This is a genomic window from Pantoea latae, assembly GCF_002077695.1.
GTDB lineage: Bacteria > Pseudomonadota > Gammaproteobacteria > Enterobacterales > Enterobacteriaceae > Pantoea > Pantoea latae.
Genome location: NZ_MWUE01000019.1, coordinates 13359 through 32596, shown reverse-complemented (window position 1 = coordinate 32596; position 19238 = coordinate 13359). Strand labels below are relative to the sequence as shown.

19 protein-coding genes and 1 other annotated feature are annotated in these 19238 nt (G+C 61.4%); of the genes, 10 read left to right on the top strand and 9 right to left on the bottom strand.

What is annotated here, in order from left to right; all coding sequences use genetic code 11:
- Positions 1-30: 30 nt before the first annotated feature.
- Complete coding sequence (gene dacD / locus B2J69_RS13330) at positions 31-1194, bottom strand: serine-type D-Ala-D-Ala carboxypeptidase DacD (RefSeq protein WP_174580904.1); 1164 nt, start codon at positions 1192-1194, stop codon at positions 31-33.
- A gap of 288 nt (positions 1195-1482) precedes the next feature.
- Here dacD and B2J69_RS13325 point away from each other — a divergent pair, with 288 nt between their 5' ends.
- The 3 genes from B2J69_RS13325 (at position 1483) to sbcB (ending at position 3666) form a co-directional block, all read left to right on the top strand.
- Positions 1483-1644: a type II toxin-antitoxin system HicA family toxin gene (locus tag B2J69_RS13325; protein ID WP_407944745.1), complete on the top strand. Its 162-nt coding sequence runs from the start codon at positions 1483-1485 to the stop codon at positions 1642-1644.
- A 62-nt stretch (positions 1645-1706) separates the two neighbouring features.
- Positions 1707-2111, top strand: coding sequence for a type II toxin-antitoxin system HicB family antitoxin (locus B2J69_RS13320; protein ID WP_081139919.1), 405 nt, complete (start codon positions 1707-1709; stop codon positions 2109-2111).
- Positions 2112-2241: 130 nt separating this feature from the next.
- A complete protein-coding gene (sbcB, locus tag B2J69_RS13315) occupies positions 2242-3666 on the top strand; it encodes an exodeoxyribonuclease I (RefSeq protein WP_081140128.1) in 1425 nt (474 codons plus the stop codon).
- A gap of 73 nt (positions 3667-3739) precedes the next feature.
- Here the strand turns inward: sbcB and B2J69_RS13310 are convergent, their stop codons facing one another.
- From B2J69_RS13310 to ltnD, 5 genes are all read right to left on the bottom strand, one after another.
- A complete protein-coding gene (locus B2J69_RS13310; protein ID WP_081139917.1) occupies positions 3740-5095 on the bottom strand; it encodes a GntP family transporter in 1356 nt (451 codons plus the stop codon).
- A 110-nt stretch (positions 5096-5205) separates the two neighbouring features.
- Positions 5206-5991, bottom strand: coding sequence for an HPr family phosphocarrier protein (locus tag B2J69_RS13305; RefSeq protein WP_081139914.1), 786 nt, complete (start codon positions 5989-5991; stop codon positions 5206-5208).
- Positions 5991-6617 carry a 3-oxo-tetronate 4-phosphate decarboxylase gene (otnC, locus tag B2J69_RS13300; RefSeq protein ID WP_081139912.1) on the bottom strand — a complete coding sequence of 209 codons (627 nt, stop codon included), beginning with the start codon at positions 6615-6617 and terminating at the stop codon, positions 5991-5993. Before otnC ends, B2J69_RS13305 begins: the two co-directional genes overlap by 1 nt.
- Positions 6610-7878 (bottom strand): 3-oxo-tetronate kinase, encoded by a 1269-nt coding sequence (otnK, locus tag B2J69_RS13295; protein ID WP_081139909.1) that lies wholly within the window; start codon positions 7876-7878, stop codon positions 6610-6612. The genes otnC and otnK overlap by 8 nt, the downstream gene beginning before the upstream one ends.
- Positions 7879-7880: 2 nt before the next feature.
- A complete protein-coding gene (gene ltnD, locus B2J69_RS13290) occupies positions 7881-8780 on the bottom strand; it encodes an L-threonate dehydrogenase (RefSeq protein WP_081139907.1) in 900 nt (299 codons plus the stop codon).
- Positions 8781-9040: 260 nt separating this feature from the next.
- Between ltnD and ygbI the strand changes: the two genes are divergently transcribed.
- Both ygbI and B2J69_RS13280 read left to right on the top strand, forming a co-directional pair.
- Positions 9041-9802 (top strand): DNA-binding transcriptional repressor YgbI, encoded by a 762-nt coding sequence (gene ygbI / locus B2J69_RS13285; protein ID WP_081139905.1) that lies wholly within the window; start codon positions 9041-9043, stop codon positions 9800-9802.
- Positions 9803-9898: 96 nt separating this feature from the next.
- Positions 9899-11164 carry an acid phosphatase gene (locus tag B2J69_RS13280; protein WP_081139903.1) on the top strand — a complete coding sequence of 422 codons (1266 nt, stop codon included), beginning with the start codon at positions 9899-9901 and terminating at the stop codon, positions 11162-11164.
- Positions 11165-11211: 47 nt separating this feature from the next.
- On the opposite strand, the gene B2J69_RS13275 is transcribed toward B2J69_RS13280, so the two are convergent.
- Together B2J69_RS13275 and B2J69_RS13270 are read right to left on the bottom strand one after the other, a co-directional pair.
- Complete coding sequence (locus B2J69_RS13275) at positions 11212-12567, bottom strand: APC family permease (RefSeq protein WP_033791508.1); 1356 nt, start codon at positions 12565-12567, stop codon at positions 11212-11214.
- A gap of 349 nt (positions 12568-12916) precedes the next feature.
- On the bottom strand, positions 12917-14332 hold the full coding sequence (locus B2J69_RS13270; RefSeq protein ID WP_081139900.1) for a glutamine synthetase family protein: 1416 nt from the start codon (positions 14330-14332) through the stop codon (positions 12917-12919).
- A 209-nt stretch (positions 14333-14541) separates the two neighbouring features.
- On the opposite strand from B2J69_RS13270, the gene puuD reads away from it, so the two are divergent.
- Genes puuD through B2J69_RS13255 form a run of 3 tightly spaced genes read left to right on the top strand, consistent with a single transcriptional unit; the run spans position 14542 to position 17162 of the window.
- Positions 14542-15306: a gamma-glutamyl-gamma-aminobutyrate hydrolase gene (puuD, locus tag B2J69_RS13265; RefSeq protein ID WP_081139898.1), complete on the top strand. Its 765-nt coding sequence runs from the start codon at positions 14542-14544 to the stop codon at positions 15304-15306.
- Positions 15303-15860 carry an HTH-type transcriptional regulator PuuR gene (gene puuR / locus B2J69_RS13260; protein WP_081139895.1) on the top strand — a complete coding sequence of 186 codons (558 nt, stop codon included), beginning with the start codon at positions 15303-15305 and terminating at the stop codon, positions 15858-15860. The genes puuD and puuR overlap by 4 nt, the downstream gene beginning before the upstream one ends.
- 24 nt (positions 15861-15884) lie before the next feature.
- The gene (locus tag B2J69_RS13255; protein ID WP_081139894.1) at positions 15885-17162 is read left to right on the top strand and encodes an NAD(P)/FAD-dependent oxidoreductase; all 1278 of its coding nucleotides are present in this window, start codon (positions 15885-15887) and stop codon (positions 17160-17162) included.
- Between the two features lie 3 nt (positions 17163-17165).
- Here B2J69_RS13255 and B2J69_RS13250 read toward each other — a convergent pair whose 3' ends face one another.
- Positions 17166-17993, bottom strand: coding sequence for an SDR family oxidoreductase (locus B2J69_RS13250; RefSeq protein ID WP_081139891.1), 828 nt, complete (start codon positions 17991-17993; stop codon positions 17166-17168).
- A gap of 147 nt (positions 17994-18140) precedes the next feature.
- Here B2J69_RS13250 and hisL point away from each other — a divergent pair, with 147 nt between their 5' ends.
- Entirely contained in the window at positions 18141-18188 is a 48-nt protein-coding gene (gene hisL / locus B2J69_RS23845) for a his operon leader peptide (RefSeq protein ID WP_100396937.1), read from the top strand.
- Positions 18164-18284: a sequence feature (His leader region), on the top strand. (Overlaps the previous gene by 25 nt.)
- A gap of 53 nt (positions 18285-18337) precedes the next feature.
- On the top strand, positions 18338-19237 hold the full coding sequence (hisG, locus tag B2J69_RS13245; protein WP_081140126.1) for an ATP phosphoribosyltransferase: 900 nt from the start codon (positions 18338-18340) through the stop codon (positions 19235-19237).
- Position 19238 lies beyond the last annotated feature (1 nt).

The following is a 19238-nucleotide window of genomic DNA, read 5'->3' as shown; positions in this document are numbered from 1 at the left end:
AACGGCGGCACGGAGGCCGCCTGCCTGCTACTAGAATTTTTGCTTCAGGTAGTCCTGGATCCGCGTCAGGACGCCCGCTTTCTCCACCGCTGAGAGGGTCACCAGCGGATAGCTCGCCAGCTGCTTCTCTTTGTCGATCACCTGAATCTCGCCGATGGTTTCGCCCGCTTTCAGCGGCGCTTCCAGCTCTTTGCGGTCAATCACATATTTCGCCTGCACGTTCTGGATCTCGCTGCGCGGCAGCGACAGGTAGACGTCGTTCGCGGTGCCGACGGCGACGCTGTGCGGATTGCCGTACCAGACGTTTTCCGTGCCGATTTTCTTGCCCGCGTGGAACAGCTGCACGGTGTCGAAGGTGTTCTGGCCCCAGACCAGCAGCTTGCGCGCCTGCTCTTCACGCCCTTTCGGGCTTTTGCCACCCATCACTACCGCGATCAGACGATGCTGGCCGACCACGTTCGAGGCGATGATATTAAAGCCTGCGGTTTCGGTATGGCCGGTTTTCAGGCCGTCAACGTGCAGGCTGTTGTCCCACAGCAGCCCGTTGCGGTTGTTCTGCGTGATGCCGTTCCAGCTAAGGGTTTTTTCGCTGTACATGGCGTAGAAATCGGGCTCGCCGCTGATAATCGCGCGCGACAGCTTCGCCATATCGAGCGCCGAGGAGAACTGACCCGGCGCGTCGAGGCCGTGCACGGTTTCAAAGTGAGTGTTGGTCAGGCCCAGCTTCTGCACGTACTGGTTCATCATATTGACGAAATTCTGCTGGCTGCCCGCCACATAGTCGGCCAGCGCCACGCAGGCGTCGTTGCCGGAGTCGATGATGACGCCACGGCTGAGGTCGCGCACCGTGATCTTGTCGCCGGGCTTGATGAACATCAGCGACGAGCCTTTGAACACCGGGTTGCCGGCTGCCCAGGCGTCTTTGCCCACGGTCACGACATCGTCGCGGGTGATTTTTTTCGCGTCGATGGCGCGGTCGACCACATAGCCGGTCATCAGTTTGGTCAGGCTGGCGGGGTTGCGGCGCTCGTCAGGATTGCCCGCGGTTAGCACCTGTCCGGTGGTGGCGTCCATCAGCACCCAGGAGGCGGCATCAATCGACGGTGGCGTCAGGGGAAACGGCATATCGTCGGCGTGCGCCAGCGAAGCCAACAAGAGAGTTCCAGATACAGTAATCAACAGACGCCTTTTCAACACTTCATCCTCAGGGTTACAGGGAAAACAGCGGCTCGTTTTACGGCAAAAGGCATAAACAGGTTTGATTAAATTGAAAAAAAGTGTGATCGGCTGCGGACGTGCTCGCAGAACAGGTTCGCTTTGCTTTCTTTATTCGAGCAAAACGCTGCATCCTCTGTGCGAATTTTATCCTTTCATCCGACCCATGATGTTCACAGTCTCCTCATTCGAGATTGATATTGTGGTTATGGTGGGTATAAAATCGGCCAGAAATGGCACAGGGAGGTGCTTTTGAGCAGTAAAGAGATGATGAAGCTCTTGAGGGAGCATGGCTGGATGCTGATTCGCGTCAGGGGAAGCCACCATGTGTTCGTTAAGCCGGGCAAAAATCACCACATAACGCTGCCCCATCCGGAAAAAGATCTGGCGACCGGCACGCTAAAAAAAATCATGAAGATGATGGAGTAGCTTATACAGAGTGCTGGCTTGCAATCGCCATACTCAGGTTAAGCGGTAATAAGGAGAGAGCGATGAGATTTCCGATCTATTTGCATAAAACCGATTCTGACAGCTATTCGGGATTTGCGCCTGATATAGATGGCTGCTTTTTTGCTGGCAAAACGGTAGATGACACGATTCTGGATGCGGCTGAAGCGATACATGTTCATCTGGAAACCCTGGCAGACAGCAATATGCCCATACCTGAAACAAAAGGCATTGAATCTTATCTGCAGGCTGAAGCGTGCCAGGGGGGTATCTGGGCCTTTGTTGATATTGATGTGAGTAAATATGACGGTAAAGCGGTGAAGCTGAATATCACCCTGCCGCAGCACCTGTTAACACGCATCGATCGCTTCGTCGAGTCACATAAAGAATTCAGCTCCAGAAGTGGCTTCTTAGCCGAACTGGCACGTCGGGAGCTGGCGAAAGCCTGACGCACACAGTCGTTGCACTGCATTCGCTATCGCGTCTTTCGCCGTCGGCACGCAACCTTCGCGGGCGTGGTTGTGACTGGCGACGCAAGCGACTATGCTGTGCGTTGTTTTCTCAGTACAGGATATGCTCGTGCCCGCCTCTGAACGCACTTTTCTGTTTCACGACTACGAAACCTTCGGTAAAAGCCCGTCGCTGGACCGTCCGGCGCAGTTTGCCGCGCTGCGCACCGACAGCGATTTCAACCCGGTCGGCGAGCCGCAGATCTTCTACTGCCGCCCAGCAGATGACTATTTGCCGCAGCCGGAAGCGGTGATGATTACCGGCATTACGCCGCAGGTGGCGCGTGCGCGCGGCGTATCGGAGGCGGAGTTCGCCGCCCGCATCTATGCGCTGTTTACCGAAGAGCAGACCTGCGTGGTGGGCTACAACAATGTGCGCTTCGACGACGAAGTGACACGCAACATCTTCTACCGCAACTTTTACGATCCCTACGGCTGGAGCTGGCAGAACGGCAATTCGCGCTGGGATCTGCTGGATGTGATGCGCGCCTGCTATGCGCTGCGTCCCGACGGCATTGTCTGGCCGGAAAATGAGGATGGCTTTCCCAGCTTTAAGCTCGAACACCTGACCAAAGCCAACGGCGTGGCGCATGAAAACGCCCATGACGCCATGTCCGACGTGCACGCCACGCTGGCGATGGCGAAGCTGGTGAAAGAGAAGCAGCCGAAGCTGTTTGAGTTTCTGTTTACCCATCGCAACAAAAACAAGCTGATGACGCTGATCGACATTCCGCAGATGAAGCCGCTGGTGCACGTCTCCGGCATGTTCGGCGCGGCGCGCGGCAACACCAGCTGGGTCGTGCCGCTGGCGTGGCATCCCGATAACCGCAACGCGCTGATCGTCGCCGACCTGGCGGGCGATATGACGCCGCTGCTGGAGATGGATGCGGATGCGCTGCGCGAGCGTCTCTATACGCGCAAAAGCGATCTGGCCGACGACGAAGCGTCGGTGCCGATCAAGCTGGTGCATATCAATAAGTGCCCGGTGCTGGCGCCCGCCAACACGCTGCGCCCGGAAGACGCGGCGCGCCTGGGCATCGATCGAGAAGCCTGCCTGGCGAATCTGGCGCTGCTGCGTCAGCACGCCGAGGTGCGCGAAAAAGTGGTGGCGCTGTTCGCCGACGCGGAGCCTTTCACCGCTTCGGACGATGTCGACGCGCAGCTCTATGACGGTTTCTTCAGCGACGCCGACCGCGCGGGCATGAACATCCTGCGTCAGACCGCGCCCGCGAACCTGCCGGCGATGGATCTCTCTTTCCAGGACGCGCGCGTGGCGAAGCTGCTGTTCCGCTACCGCGCGCGCAACTTCCCCGGCACGCTGGACGACGCCGAGCAGCAGCGCTGGCTGCAGCACCGCCGCGAAGCCCTGAACGCCGAGCGCGTGCAGGCCTTTTTGCTGGAGCTGGAGTCGCTGGCGAGCCTGCATGAAGAGGATGCGGAGAAGATGGCGCAGCTGAAAGCGCTCTATCTCTATGCGCAGGAACTGGTCTCATAATGGAATAACTGCGCCTTAGCGCGCACTCTCCCTTTTCTCCCCCGGTAGCCGGGGGAGAAGCGCCCCATATGGGTTATACCAGCGCCCACACCAGCCAGGTGAGCGCAAAGCCGCTCAGCCCCATAATGGTGGTCAGCACCGTCCAGGTTTTTAGCCCGTCGCCCACCGACAGCCCCAGATAGCGCGTCACCACCCAGAAGCCCGCATCGTTGACGTGCGACAGGCCCAGGCCGCCAAAGCAGGCCGCCAGCGTTACCAGCACGCGCTCCATATCGCTGGCGCCGCTCACCGCGGAGGTGAGCAGCCCGCTGGTGGTGAGGATCGCCACCGTCGCGGATCCCTGCGAGGCGCGCAGCGCCAGCGACAGAATAAAGGCGGCAGGCACCAGCGGCAGATGCAGCGTCTCCAGGGTAGTCGCCAGCGCTTTGCCGACGCCCGACTCCACCAGCACTTTGCCGAAGGCGCCGCCTGCGCCCGCCACCAGGATCACGCTCGCCGATCCTGGAATGGCGCGGCCGGTCAAATCTTCCAGCTTGTCCTTACTCCAGCCGCGACGCACGCCCAGCAGCCAGGCGGCCAGCGCCAGCGCAATCAGCAGCGCGATGGGCGGCGTGCCGATCACCGTCATCACTTTACCCGGCAGGCTGTCGGCCGCCAGCAGCGAGTGGGAAATTGTGCCGAGCACAATCAGCAGGATCGGCACCACAATCAGCCCGGCGATAGTCAGCGCGCCCGGCGGCGCCGGCTCATTCTTCTTCTCTACGCCTTCCGGCTTCGCCATCTGCAGCTGCTCCAGCACCTCGACCGACAGATGGTAGTGACGGCGATTCATCGCCTTCGCCACGTAGTAGCCAATAATGCCGACCGGCACCGACACCGCCAGACCGATCATCATCAGCCAGCCCATATCGGTATGCAGAATGCCTGCCGCCGCTGCCGGACCTGGATGGGTCGGCAGCGCCACGTGCACGGTCAGCATCACGCCCGCCATCGGCAGGCCGAACTTCAGCGGCGAAACGCGCGCCACCTTGGTAAAGCCGTAGATCAGGGGAATAACGATAATAAAGCCGACCTCGAAGAACACCGGAATGCCGAGGATAAAGGCGGCCATGGTCAGCGCCGCCACGGTGCGCTTAATGCCAAGGCTCTTGCTGAAGCGCTGCGCCAGCGACTCAGCGCCGCCCGACGCTTCGATAACCGCGCCGAGCATCGCCCCCAGCACGATGATAATGGCGATATGGCCGAGCAAGCTGCCCATCCCGCTCATAATGGTTTCCATGATTTTTTCAGCCGGAATGCCCGTCGCGATAGCGACCAGCAGGCTGACAATCAGCAGTGCGACAAAGGGATGAACTTTGGCTTTGATGACCAGCAGCAGCAGTATGACGATGCTGGCGGTCGCAATGGCTAACAGCAGTGCGGTGGACATGTTTACCTCAGGTATCGTTATCTTTTTAGTCGTAAGGGGTACAGCGCTGCCTGGTGCAGGCTCATCAAGCAAAATGCCGGCGCCCTTGCGCCGGGGTTAGCAAGGTTATGTCACGCTTTTTTCGCCCAGGGCGCGAACCAGCCGAGGCCGTCCAGCGTGTTGCCGCGCGGCATATATTCGCAGCCGATCCAGCCGTCGTAGCCCACCTCATCCAGCAGGTTAAACAGCCACGGATAGTTGATTTCCCCCTCATCAGGCTCATGGCGATCCGGCGCGGAGGCGATCTGGATATGACGATAGCGGCCGAGGTTCTCGCGGATCAGCGCGCTGAGATTGCCGTCCACCAGCTGGGCGTGGAACAGATCGAGTTGGGTAAAGACGTTGGGGCGATCGATGCGCGCTGCCATCTCCAGCGTCTGATACTGGCTGGCATAGAGATAGCGCGGTTTGGTCACCGGATTGAGCGCCTCCAGCAGCAGGTTGATGCCGTGCGGCGCAAAGCGCTCCGCGGCGTAGTGCATGTTGCGCACAAAGGTCTCGGCGTAGGCTTCGCGATCTGCGCCGGCAGGCACCGTGGCGGCCATGATATGCACCTGCGGCACCTCAAGCGCCAGCGCATATTCCAGCGCGCGGTCGATGTCGGCGCGCGCCTCTGCTTCGCGTCCGGGGATCGCCGAGACGCCCCACTCGCCCGCCGCCACGTTACCCGGCGCGGTATTGAACAGCACCAGCTTCAGGTTGTTCTCATCCAGCAGCTGCTTCAGCTGCGCCGCTGGATAGTCATAGGGAAAGAGAAACTCCACCGCCTCGAAACCAGCCTGCGCCGCCGCCGCGAAGCGCTCGGTAAAGGGCACTTCGTTGAACTGCGTTGAGAGGTTTGCAGCAAACTTTGGCATTATCGGCTCCTTAATTCTGCAACTTCGCCTGCGCTGAGATAGCGAATGGCGCGATCGCCCAGGGTAAACATCAGGCGCGCGGTCTCTTCCAGCTCTTCGGTGTTGTCGGCGGCTTCGCGCAGGGATTTACCGATCACCACCGGGCCGTGGTTCGCCAGCAGAAAAGCGCGATACTGGCCCGCCAGCTGCGACAGATCGTCCGCCAGCCGCGTGTCGCCGGGCTTGTAGTAGGGCACCACCGGCACGTCGCCGACGCGCATGACCACGTAGGGGGTAAACGGGCGAATACAGTTTTGCGTGTCCAGCCCCTCCAGGCAGGAGAGCGCGGTCAGGTAGTGGCTGTGCAGGTGCACCACCGCTTTGCAGTCCGCATCGCCGGCGTAGAGCGCGCGATGGAAAGCGATCTCTTTTGAGGGCTTATCGCCAGAGAGCCACTCCCCTTCCAGCGTCACTTTCGACAGGCGATCGGCCTGCAGCTCGCCGAGGCAGGAGCCGGTGGGCGTCGCCAGCAGCGTGCCGTCTTCCAGCAGCAGAGAGAGATTGCCGGCGGAGCCGGTGGCGTAGCCGCGGGCGAAAAAAGAGGCGCCCAGTTTAACCATCTCTTCGCGGGCCTGTTGTTCAGTCATAAGCAAACTCCGTTTGTGCGCGGCGGAAAAAGTGTTCATCGCCGAAATTGCCGGACTTCAGCGTCAGCGACAGCGGCTGATGGATATCGCGTACCCAGGGCACGCCTGCCGAAATAGTCGGCCCAATGTGAAACGCCGTCACGCCGAGGCTCTGCGCCACCACGCCGGAGGTTTCGCCGCCCGCCACGATAAAGCGCTGCCAGCCGCGCGCCTTGAGTTCGCGCGTGACGGCGGCAAACAGCTGCTCTACCGCCTCGCTGCTGCGCTGCGCGCCATAGTCGCGCTGAATCGCCTGCAGCTGCTGCGCGTCAGCGGTGGCGTAGAGCAGCGGCGCCAGCGGCTGGTCGCTGTGGCCGGCCACCCAGTCGCAGAGTTCACGGGCGTAGGCGTCAGGATTGTCCAGACAGCGCGTCACCTCGACTTCGTGCGACGGCGCCTGCTGGCGATAGGCGCTAACCTGCAGGTTGGTCATCTGCGAGCAGGAGCCGGAGATCACCACGGCGCGCGCGCCCTGCGGACGGCCCGCGTTTTCCGCTGCGGCGCGGTCGCTGTCGGCGGCGGCCCACTGGCGCGCCAGTCCGATAGCCAGGCCCGAGCCGCCGGTCACCAGGCGCATCTCGCGCAGCGCTTCCCCCTGCGTCAGCAGGTGCTGCTCGTGCAGCGTATCCAGCACCACGTAGTTGACGCCCTGCTCTTTCAGCTGGCTCAGCCTGTCGCGCACCGCCTGCGCGCCCTGGTCGAGCAGCGGCGCGGCGATCAGCCCGGCTTTGCCGCCTGCCTGACGTTCCATCAGGCGCAGCAGGTTGCTGTCGGTCATCGGCGTCACCGGATGGTGGCGCATGCCGGAATCGCTCAGCAGCTGCTCGCCGACAAACAGATGGCCCAGATAGACGGTGCGGCCGTTCACCGGCAGCGCCGGCGAGATCACCGTCTGGGTTTCTCCCAGCGCCGCCAGCAGCGCGTCGGTCACCGGGCCAATATTGCCCTGTTCAGTGCTGTCGAACGTCGAGCAGTATTTGAAGTAGAAGCGGTCGCAGCCCTGTTCCTGCAGCCAGCGCAGCGCGTCCAGCGACTGGGCGACCGCCTGCTGTGCCGGGCAGGAGCGCGACTTCAGACTGATGACGATCGCCTGGGCGGTCAGCGCGTCATGCTGCGACGGCACGCCGTTAAACTGAATGGTGGAGAGGCCGTTTTGCACCAGAAAGCTGGCGATATCGGTGGCGCCGGTAAAGTCGTCGGCGATGATGCCTAAGCGCGTCATGCTCACTCCTTTGCCTGCGGCAGCTCGATGCCGCTGAAAATTTTGATCACCGCGCTGTCATCTTCGCGGCCGTAACCGGCGTTGCTCGCTTCGGTAAACATATTGAGTGCGGTAGAGGCGAGCGGCAGCGGGAAGTGCAGCGATTTCGCGGTGTCCGCCACCAGGTTGAGGTCTTTAACGAAGATATCCACCGCGGATTTCGGGCTGTAGTCGCCGTCTACCACGTGACGCATGCGGTTCTCGAACATCCAGGAGTTGCCCGCCGCGTTGGTCACCACGTCATACATGGTCTCCAGCGGAATGCCGGCGCGCGCCGCCAGCGCCATCGCTTCCGCGCCGACGGCGATATGCACGCCCGCCAGCAGCTGGTGAACGATTTTTACCGTGGAGCCGAGGCCGATCTCGCTGCCGACGCGGTAGACTTTCGCCGCGACCGCATCCAGCACCGGCTGCAGGCGGTCGAACACCGCGTCGCTGCCGGAGGCCATCACCGTCATCTCGCCGGTGGCCGCCTTCGCCGCACCGCCGGAGACCGGCGCGTCGAGCATCAGCAGCTGATGCTGCGCCAGCTGCTGTTCAATCTGCTGCGCGTCCTGCGCGGAGATAGTCGACGACATCATGACGATGGTGCCGGGCTTCAGCTTCGCCGCCAGACCCTTGTCGCCAAACAGAATGGCGTTGACCTGCGCGGCGTTAACCACCAGCAGCAGCACGGCGTCCAGCTCGGCGGCAAAGCTGTCGGCCGACGTTTGCGCGCCGCGCGCGCCGGCCTGACGCAGCGTCTCCAGCGCGGCAGGATTAAGATCCACGCCCCAGGTGTTCAGCCCGGCGCGAATACAGGAGGTCGCCGCGCCCATCCCCATTGACCCTAACCCGATAACACAGACATTTGAGAGTGGCACTGTGAGCCTCCGCTGTTAATTTAAGTGATTATTTGTTGGATGTTGTTAATTCTGGCAGGAACGCTGGCGGATAAATGTGCTGCCCATCACACATTTTCACTAAGCAGACTAAGATGGAACATTTCTTCACAATCCGTCTATCTGCATGATATTGTGCAACTTTAGACGATAACCTCTCGTTTATTTCGGCAAAATTATTCATTCGCCTGCACAGGTAAATGCTTTACACTGTGAAAAATTGATAAGCATGGAGAGCAAAGATGATCCCTGTTGAACGCCACCAGCAGATCCTGGCGCTGGTCGCCGAACGCGGCGTGGTCAGCATTGCCGAACTGACCGAGCGGCTTGGCGTGTCGCATATGACTATTCGCCGCGACGTGCAGAAGCTGGAAGAGCAAGGCGCGGTGCTGTCGGTTTCCGGCGGCGTGCGCTCGGCCGATCGCCTGGCGGCGGAGCCGTCCCATCAGACCAAGACCACGCTCTATAACGCCGAGAAGAACGCCATCGGCCGCTGTGCCGCCCAGCATATTCCGCGCAACAGCTGCATTTATCTGGATGCGGGCACCACCACGCTGGCGCTGGCGCGCGAGCTGCTGGATCGCGACGACCTGCTGGTGGTGACCAACGACTTTATGGTCACCAACCTGCTGATGGAGGCGAGCGACTGCCGGGTGATCCATACCGGCGGCACGGTGTGTCGCGACAACCGCTCCTGCGTGGGGGAGAGCGCGGCGCGCAGCCTGCGCCATCTGGCGATCGACATCGCCTTTATCTCCGCCTCCTGCTGGGGTCCGCGCGGGCTCTATACGCCTGACGAGGACAAAGTCACGGTGAAGCAGACGGTGCGCGACGTCAGCAGCAAGCGCGTGCTGCTGAGCGACAGCTCGAAGTACAACAAAATCGCCACCTACCTGGCGCTGCCGCTCAGCGACTTTGACATCCTTATCACCGATAGCCAGCTCAGCGCGGCGGCGCGCAGCGTGCTGCGCGAAGGCAGCTGGGAGCTGCTGCTGGCGGAGTAGCGGCGCGTGAAAGGCTTCGCGCCGTAATAAAACTGTCATCCTGCGGAGTTACCGTCAAAGCCGGCAAGGTAATTCTCTGAATAACAGGATAAAAACATGACATTACGTTATACGCTTATCGCCGCGTCGCTGCTGCTGGCGCAGCAGGCGCAGGCGACAACGCTGCCAGAGGCGGCGGCGCTGGCGCGCATGACCACGCCGGAATCAGGCAGCCAGACTTTCGATGCGCTGGAGCAACATATCCTGCAGGCGGAACGTCAGGCGCTGCAGAACGGCGCGCCGACGCTGACGCGCAGCGCGCTGGAAAAGGCGAAGCAGTCGCAGCTGCAGGCGGACAGCGCCTGGCTCAGGGCGAGCGGCTATGACTTTCAGGTGAAAGCCAACCAGCAGGCGGGCATTGAACTGCTCTCCAGCTTTAGCGCGCTGCCGGAGGCGACGCTGAACGCCAACCGCGCCACTGTGGCGCAGATTAACCTCAACGCCACGCAGGGCGCGCGCCAGCAGGCGCTGGCCGACGCGGAGGGCATCAGCTATCTCTACTTTACCGCCGACGCGCTCGGCCCGCGTCTCGGCAAGGCGTTTCTGGCCGCCTACGATAAGGGCGAGCTGAGCAAGGCGGCCGTGCTGATCAAAGCGACGGAAATCAGCACCAGCGCGGCGAAAAAACACTTCAACTATGCGCGTCCCTTCCTGGCGACGGGCAACAGCATCCATCTGGTGCCGGACGACGTGGTGGTGAAAGATGGCAAGCCCTACACCGCCGACGGCGGCTCCTTTCCCAGCGGCCATACCAATACCGGCGTCACCGATGCGCTGCTGCTGGCGGAGATGATCCCGGAACGGTTTCAGGCGCTGGTGGCGCGCGGCGCGCGCTATGGCTACTCGCGCATCGTGCTGGGCGTGCACTATCCGCTCGACGTGATGGGGTCGCGTATGGTGGCCGAGCGCAACGTGGCGCACTACCTCAACGATCCCGCTTATCGCAGGCTATTCAGCGAGGCGCGCGACCAGCTGCGCAGCGCGCTGGAGAAAGAGTGCGGCGTCGCGCTGGCGACCTGCGCGCAGACGGTTAAGGGCGAGGATAACTATCAGGATGCGGCGATGCAGCGCTTCTATCGCTTCACCATGACCTACAATCTGCCACGGCTGAGCACACAGCCGCGCGCCGTCAGCGTGCCGCCAGGCGCGGAGGTGCTGCTGGAATCGGCGCTGCCGCAGCTCTCTGCGGCACAGCGTCGCGCGCTGATGGCGAAAACCGCGCTGCCGGCGGGCTATCCGCTGTCGGGCGCCACGCCGGAGCAGCAGTTCTGGCAGCGTCTCGATCTCAGCGCCGCCTTTGCCCAGGCGAAGCATCAGGGATAAAAAAAAGGGTGAGGCTTGCGCCTCACCCTTTTTTCTTTGCCAGCAAATTACACTTCTTCGCTGTACTGCGGCACCGGATTACGGAAGCTGCGGGTGACAAACGCGAGGTAAACAATCCCCACGGCGGCCCAAATCAGGCCCAGCACCATCGAACTCTCTTCCAGGTTAATCCACAGCGCGCCCACCGTCAGCGCGCCGAGCACCGGCAGCACCAGATAGTTGATATGGTCGCGCAGCGTGCGGTTACGCTTCTCGCGGATCCAGAACTGCGCGATCACCGACAGGTTAACGAAGGTAAACGCCACCAGCGCGCCAAAGTTAACCAGCGCCGTCGCGGTCACCAGGTCGAAGCGGATCGCCATCAGCGCCACGGCGCCGACCAGCAGCACGTTCAGCGACGGGGTGCGCCACTTCGGATGGATATAGCCAAAGAAACGCTCCGGGAAGACGCCGTCGCGGCCCATCACGTACATCAGACGCGATACGCCGGCGTGCGCCGCCATACCTGACGCCAGCACGGTCACCACCGAGAAGATCAGGATGCCGAACTGCAGCACATGGCCCGCTACGTACAGCATAATCTCCGGCTGCGACGAATCCGGATCCTTAAAGCGCGAGATATCCGGGAAGTAGAGCTGCAGGAAGTAAGAGGCGACGATAAAGATCAGACCGCCGATCAGCGCGGTAAGGAAAATCGCGCGCGGAATGGTGCGTTCTGCGTCTTTAGTCTCTTCCGACAGCGAGCTAATGCCGTCAAAGCCGAGGAACGAGAAACAGAGGATCGTCGCGCCGGTGATCATCGGCACCACATGGGCGTCAGCGGACCAGAACGGCTGCGAGCTGGTGAGCGTGCCCGCGCCTTCGCCGTGCGCCACGCCGTAAATCACCATGCCGGTGATACCGATCATCACCACAACCTGCAGCACCACGATAACGCTGTTGAAGTTCGCCACGGTTTTAATGCCGCGCAGGTTGGACATCGTCATAAACGCCACCAGCAGCACCACGAAAATCCACGACGGAATACCAGGCACCAGCGCTTCAAAATAGTTTTTCGCCAGCAGAATGTTGATCATCGGCATGAACAGGTAGTCTAACAGCGATGACCAGCCGACCATAAAGCCGACATGCGGACTGATCGCCTTTTGCGCGTAGGTATAAGCGGAGCCCGCAGATGGGAAGCGGCGTACCAGCTTACCGTAGCTTACGGCGGTAAACAGAATCGCAATCAGCGCGAAGGCGTAGGCGGTGGCGACGTGACCGCTGGTCAGACCCGACACGATACCGAAGGTATCAAACAGGGTCATCGGCTGCATGTAGGCGAGGCCAATCATGACGACCGGAAGCAGGGTCAGAGATTTTTTCAGGTGCGCACGCTGCGGTGCTGAGGTATCAAGCGACATGGTTCAGACCTCCCTGCGCTGCAACCTGACTGGATTGCATCACGGGAGTGAGAGAGGTGGCGTTAAACGCAAGCGCGGCGCCGTAGTCGTCACGGAAACGAGAGCCAGCGCGGGCCGGCTGAATGAATAACATCCCCATCTTTGTATCCTCAGTTCTTACGCTTACGCGTTTTTTAACGTGTATCTATCCGGGCGCGCCCGGCCTCATGCGAATCGGTTAAGTACATGCAAAAAAAATAACCGAGGCTCTGATAAGCATCGGTTATATTCGTATTTTTGCAGGCCGCGTATTCTGCCCCAAAATGCGGCAAAAATACAAGACCCGCTGCTCAGTATAGCGACTTTTTTCTCAGGCGTTTTTCAGCATCCAGTCGATCTCCGTGGCGGTGACCAGCCGTTCAAACTGCATCATCTCGTGGCGCTTGCAGCTGTGCCACACCGCGCCGAAACGCTCGCCCAGCAGTTTTTGCAGCGGGTAGCTGCTTTCGAACTCCAGCAGCGCCTCGCTCTGACGCACCGGCAGCGGAATGCCCTCTGCCTCGTGGCCGTTGCCCTGCACCGGCTGCGGCAGCGGCAGCGCGGTATCCAGCCCGTGCAGAATGCCCGCCAGAATCGCCGACATCACCAGATAGGGGTTGGCGTCCGCGCCCGCGACGCGATACTCGACGCGGTGGTTATCGCTGTCGCCGCAGGGAATGCGCAGCGCCACGGTGCGGTTGTTGTGCCCCCAGGAGGCCTGCAGCGGCACATAGGCCTCCGGCACGAAGCGGCGATAGGCGTTGACGTTGGGCGCCAGCAGCGCCATCGACGCCGGCATCAGGTCGAGCATGCCCGCCAGCGCGCGCTTCAGCAGCGGCGAGTCGCTGCCGTCGTCCGCGGCGAAGGCGTTATGATCGGCGGCATCCAGCATGCTGATATGCACGTGCATGCCGCTGCCCGCGTACTCCTCATAGGGTTTAGCCATAAAGGTGGCGGTCATGCCGTGATTCTCCGCCACCTGACGGATCAGCCTTTTCAGCTGCACGGCGTGGTCGCAGGCGCTCAGTACGTCACGGGTGTGGTGCAGGTTAATCTCGAACTGGCCGGGCGAGGCCTCCGCCAGCGCGCCGTCGGCGGGAATATTCTGCTGACGCGCCAGCGCGTCGATATCGCGCAGCACCGCGCCGAAATGATCGAGGTTGTCCACCGAGTAAACCTGGCTCTGCATATTGCGCTCGCTGCTGCCCGGCGCGCACGGCGGCTGAATAAAGCCTTCGGCGTCGCGGGCCTTATCCACCAGATAGAACTCCAGCTCTACCGCTACCACCGGAAACAGCCCTCGATTACGCAGCTGCTGCCACAGCCGGTTCAGGACATTACGGGGTTCAACGTCAAAGGGAGTGCCATCTTGGTTGCACATGGTCAGCAGCAGTTGCGCGATGCGCGCGGGATCGGAAGCAGAGGGAACTAAGGAGCCGGGAACGGGCATACAGAGGTTGTCAGGTTCGCCGAGAGATTGTCCGAGTCCGGCCTCTTCGACGGTGTTGCCGAGAATATCCATAGCGAAAACCGAGGCGGGGAAATAACACCCTTTTTCCAGCTTCGCCAGCGCGGCGACCGGGATACGCTTACCGCGAAAAACACCATTTAAATCATTAAGTAAAATATCGACATACTGCGTTTCAGGATGGCGTTCCAGCCAGTTTTTCACTTCAAGCTGGAACGCGCTGGTTCGTCTCTCTTCACTGTGACGCGTGAAGTCTTCTACTTCCACGAGGTTCGTCATATCCCACCCGCCTTCTACCGTTAGTTGGTTTGCGCAATGCTCAAAATAACAGCCACTCCTCTAACATAGCGCCAACAGAAAAAGTGTGCAAATGTAACAAATCTGTTTGAGAAACAAACAGCGCATTGCTAGATTGAAAAAATATTGCACAGTTTTTCCCGTTACGGGCCCGATCGGTGAATTTTTTGAACAGCGAGTCGAGGAGTGAGATGGGCATTATTTTTAACAAGCCGTTGATCGGCGTCACGATGTGCCAGATCGACCATCATGGCCATCTCACCCAGTCGGTGCATAACAAATATCTGACGGCCATCGCCCAGGCGGGCGGCGTGCCCCTTGCCCTGCCGCAGCAGCTCTGCGCCGCGCCGCAGCTGCTGGAGCAGGCGCTGGCGGCGCTCGACGGCGTATTGCTGACCGGCAGCCCGAGCAATATCGAACCCTGGCATTACGGCGAAGCGGGCAGCGAGGCGCACGCCGATCCCGGTCGCGACCGGCTCGCCTTCGCCATCATTACCTGGGCCACCAGCCGCAAGATGCCGCTGTTCGGCATCTGTCGCGGCATGCAGGAACTGGTAGTGGCGAACGGCGGCGCGCTGTGGCGCGATCTTGACCAGTTTAAGCGCGGCCTGCCGCATCATCCAGAGGCGACGCAGCCGTTGAACCAGCAGTACGCGCCGGCGCATGACGTCTTTCCTGAGGCGGACGGCCTGCTGGCCTCGCTGCTGGGCGGCGACGCTACCCTGGCGGTTAATTCGCTGCACCATCAGGGCATCCGCGAGCCGGGGCCACAGCTGCGCATCGAGGCGCGCGCGCCGGACGGCCTGATCGAAGCGGTCAGCCTGCGCCACCATCCGTTCGCCCTCGCGGTGCAGTGGCACCCTGAATGGCAGCCTGAACATAACGACGCCTCGCGCGCGCTTTTCGCGGGGTTTATCCACGCCGCCCAGCACTATCACAAGGAAAAAACACCATGAACGATGCCGCTCTGGCGCCCGGACGACGCTTATCGCAGATCCGGCAAGAGTTGGGATTGTCTCAGCGCCGCGCCGCTGAACTGTCAGGTTTGACCCACAGCGCCATCAGCACCATCGAACAGGACAAGGTGAGTCCGGCGGTGAGCACGCTGCAGAAGCTGTTAAAGGTATACGGGCTGTCGCTGTCGGAGTTTTTCTCCGAGCCGAAACACCACGACGCGCCGAAGGTGATCGTCAAACAGCAGGATCTGGTGGAGATCGGCAGCCAGGGCGTGTCGCTGAAGCTGGTGGACAACGGGCAGGCGCAGCGCTCGCTCGGCATGCTGCTGGAGACCTATCAGCCCGGCGCCAGCACTGGCGAAAAGCTGCGTCATCCGGGCGAAGAGACCGGCACGCTGCTGGAAGGCGAGATCACCCTGGTGGTCAACGGCCAGAGCTATCACCTTTACGCGGGCGAAAGTTATGTGATCGATACCGGGCTGCCGCACAGCTTTAGCAATCTTTCCGCGCAGCCGTGCCGTATCGTCAGCGCTCATACGCCCGCCAATTTCTGACGCATCTGTATGCAGGAGGTTGTGATGAAACACGTTGAAAGCTACTACGCGGCGACCGCCAACGACCATGCGCCCTGGCCGACGCTGCAGGAGAGCATCCAGTGCGACGTCTGCATTATCGGCGCCGGTTTTACCGGCCTCTCCGCCGCGCTCTACCTCACCGAAGCGGGCTATGACGTGGTGGTGCTGGAGGCGGCGCGCGTGGGCTTCGGCGCCAGCGGCCGCAACGGCGGTCAGGTGGTCAACTCCTACAGCCGCGACGTGGACGTGATTGAACAGCGCTACGGCAAAGAGAGCGCGCGCATGCTCGGCAGCATGATGTTCGAGGGTGCCGATATTATTCGCGACCGCATCGACCGCTACGCCATCGCCTGCGACTATCGGCCCGGCAATATTTTCGCCGCGCTCAACCCGCGCCAGATGAATCACCTGCGCCGCCAGCAGCGGCTGTGGGAAAAGTATGGTAATCAGGAACTGGAGCTGCTGGACGAGCGCGGCATCCGGCGCGAGATCGCCACGGATCGCTACGTCGGCGGCCTGCTGGACCGGCGCGGCGGCCATCTGCATCCGCTTAATCTGGCGCTGGGAGAAGCCGAGGCGATTCGCCGCCACGGCGGGCGCATCTATGAACGCTCCGCCGCGACGGCGCTGACCTACGGCGCGCCGAATCGGGTGAAAACCGCCCACGGCGAGGTGAGCGCCACCTTTGTGATTTTCGCCGGCAACGCCTACCTGCCCTCACAGCTGGAGCCGCGCCTGGCGCGCAACAGCATGGCGTGCGGCTCGCAGATCCTCACCAGCGAGCCGCTGAGCCGCGATCAGGCGCTGGCGCTGCTGCCGAACAATCACGCCGTCGAGGACTGCAACTATCTGCTGGACTACTTCCGGCTCACGGCGGACAACCGGCTGCTCTACGGCGGCGGCGTGGTCTACGGCGCGCGCGATCCCGGCGATATCGAGGCATTGATCCGCCCTAAACTGCTGCGCACCTTCCCGCAGCTGCGCGATCTCGCCTTTAGCTACCGCTGGAGCGGCAACTTTCTGCTGACGCTGTCACGGCTGCCGCAGTTCGGCCGGCTGGAGCATAACGTCTACTTTATGCAGGGCGACAGCGGCCACGGCGTCACCTGCACCCATCTGGCCGGCAAGCTGATCTGCGAAGCGCTGCGCGGCGATGCGGAGCGCTTCGACGCCTTTGCGAAGCTGCCGCATCTGCCCTTCCCCGGCGGACGGCGCTTTAAGGTGCCGCTCACCGCGATGGGTGCCGCCTGGTATGCGCTGCGCGACCGGCTCGGCGTGTAGACCTTACTCCAGCGGCATCTTCGCCGGATCGTCGTAGCGGTATTCAAATCCCAGCTCGCTGCAGATGCGCGAGCCGTCTATCAGCTTGCCGCGCTCGCCCGCTTCATCGGGTAGAAACGTCGGCGGCGTCAGGCCGAGCTGGCGCGAAACGGCGGGATAGAAGGCGTCGCGCGACGGATGCTGCTGCGCGCACAGGTTATAAGTCCGGCCACCTTTCGGCGTCTGCAGTAGCAGCGTGATGGCGCTGACCACATCATCCAGATGCACCAGATTGACGCCGTGCGCGCCGTGGGTCAGGCCGGTTTTTCCCGCCAGGAAGCGGCCGGGATGACGGCTCGGCCCCACCAGCCCCGCCAGGCGCAAAATATCTACCTGGGTACCCGGCAGATCGTGCAGCCAGCTTTCCAGTTCCGCCAGCGTCTTGCCCGCCACGGTTTCCGGCTGCAGCGCGCTGTTCTCTTTCATCACGCCGTTGCCGCTGCCGTAGACCGAGGTGGAGCTGGTGAAAATAATGCGCGGCACCTGCTTCGCCAGCGCGCTGTCCACCACGTTCTGCACCGCCTGCATATAGCTTGCGCCTCCCTCCGCCGTGCGGCTGGCGGGCAGGGTCACCACCAGCGCGTCGACATTCAGCAGCAGCTCGAGATCCCCGGCGTCGCACTCGATTTCCGGCGTCAGCCGCAGCGGCACCGCGTCGATGCCGCAGCGCCGCGCCGCCTCGACGCCGTCCAGCGTGGTTTTGCTGCCGGTGACCTGCCAGCCGCGCGCGGTTAACCCCAGCGCCAGCGGCATGCCGAGCCATCCCAGACCGATAATGGCAACCTTTTTCATCTTCTCTCCTGCGCTTGCTTCACTGCTGTTCATCTTAGTGCGCCGCGCGGCCGAACCGCAAAGGTTAAAAAAGGGTTGCGCATCGGCGTTATCTTCGCTAGGTTAATCAGCACGCAAATGAATACCCATTCAGCAACGGAATTTACTATGACACGCGTTCAGTTCAACCATCATCATCACCATCACCCTGACTAGTCTTTCAGGCGATGTGTGCTGGGAGACATTCAGATCTTCCAGTGGTGCGAACGCAAAGAGAACCCCCGGAAGATCGTCTTCCGGGGGTTTTTTTATGGGCTGGCGCACCACTTTTTTTCAGACAGGAATGAAAACAGAGGACGGGAATGATGTTAGATAACAAACGAATTCGCATAGCTATGCAGAAATCTGGCCGTTTAAGCGATGACTCACGCGAGCTGCTGGCGCGCTGCGGCATTAAAATCAACCTGCAGCAACAGCGCCTGATCGCCTTCGCAGAAAACATGCCGATCGATATTCTGCGCGTTCGCGATGACGATATTCCCGGCCTGGTGATGGATGGCGTGGTCGATCTCGGCATTATCGGCGAGAACGTGCTGGAAGAGGAGCTGCTGACGCGCCGCGCCCAGGGCGAAGATCCGCGCTACTTCACCCTGCGTCGCCTGGACTTCGGCGGCTGCCGCCTGTCGCTGGCGATGCCGGTGGATGAAGCGTACAGCGGCCCGCAGTGTCTGAATAACGCCCGCATCGCCACCTCCTATCCTCACCTGCTGAAACAGTACCTCGACAAAAAAGGCCTTAACTTCAAACCCTGCATGCTGAACGGCTCGGTGGAAGTGGCGCCGCGCGCCGGCCTGGCAGACGCGATTTGCGACCTGGTCTCCACCGGCGCCACGCTGGAAGCCAATGGCCTGCGCGAAGTGGAAGTGATCTACCGCTCTAAAGCGGTGCTGATCCAGCGCGACGGCGAGATGGCAGCGGAGAAGCAGGAGCTGATCGACAAGCTGATGACCCGCATTCAGGGCGTCATCAAAGCGCGCGAATCGAAATACATCATGATGCACGCGCCGAGCGAGCGTCTGGAAGAGGTGATCCAGCTGCTGCCGGGCGCCGAGCGTCCGACCGTGCTGCCGCTGGCGGGCGATCAGAGCCGCGTGGCGATGCACATGGTGAGCAGCGAAACCCTGTTCTGGGAAACCATGGAAAAGCTGAAAGCGCTGGGCGCCAGCTCGATTCTGGTGCTGCCTATTGAAAAGATGATGGAGTAAA

Coding starts and splice junctions, on each gene's coding strand:
- B2J69_RS13325 (WP_407944745.1), top strand. CDS start 1,483: ATGATGAAGCTCTTGAGGGAGCATGGCTGGATGCTGATTCGCGTCAGG.
- B2J69_RS13320 (WP_081139919.1), top strand. CDS start 1,707: ATGAGATTTCCGATCTATTTGCATAAAACCGATTCTGACAGCTATTCG.
- B2J69_RS13310 (WP_081139917.1), bottom strand. CDS start 5,095: ATGTCCACCGCACTGCTGTTAGCCATTGCGACCGCCAGCATCGTCATA.
- B2J69_RS13305 (WP_081139914.1), bottom strand. CDS start 5,991: ATGCCAAAGTTTGCTGCAAACCTCTCAACGCAGTTCAACGAAGTGCCC.
- otnC (WP_081139912.1), bottom strand. CDS start 6,617: ATGACTGAACAACAGGCCCGCGAAGAGATGGTTAAACTGGGCGCCTCT.
- otnK (WP_081139909.1), bottom strand. CDS start 7,878: ATGACGCGCTTAGGCATCATCGCCGACGACTTTACCGGCGCCACCGAT.
- ygbI (WP_081139905.1), top strand. CDS start 9,041: ATGATCCCTGTTGAACGCCACCAGCAGATCCTGGCGCTGGTCGCCGAA.
- B2J69_RS13280 (WP_081139903.1), top strand. CDS start 9,899: ATGACATTACGTTATACGCTTATCGCCGCGTCGCTGCTGCTGGCGCAG.
- B2J69_RS13275 (WP_033791508.1), bottom strand. CDS start 12,567: ATGTCGCTTGATACCTCAGCACCGCAGCGTGCGCACCTGAAAAAATCT.
- B2J69_RS13270 (WP_081139900.1), bottom strand. CDS start 14,332: ATGACGAACCTCGTGGAAGTAGAAGACTTCACGCGTCACAGTGAAGAG.
- puuD (WP_081139898.1), top strand. CDS start 14,542: ATGGGCATTATTTTTAACAAGCCGTTGATCGGCGTCACGATGTGCCAG.
- puuR (WP_081139895.1), top strand. CDS start 15,303: ATGAACGATGCCGCTCTGGCGCCCGGACGACGCTTATCGCAGATCCGG.
- B2J69_RS13255 (WP_081139894.1), top strand. CDS start 15,885: ATGAAACACGTTGAAAGCTACTACGCGGCGACCGCCAACGACCATGCG.
- B2J69_RS13250 (WP_081139891.1), bottom strand. CDS start 17,993: ATGAAAAAGGTTGCCATTATCGGTCTGGGATGGCTCGGCATGCCGCTG.
- hisG (WP_081140126.1), top strand. CDS start 18,338: ATGTTAGATAACAAACGAATTCGCATAGCTATGCAGAAATCTGGCCGT.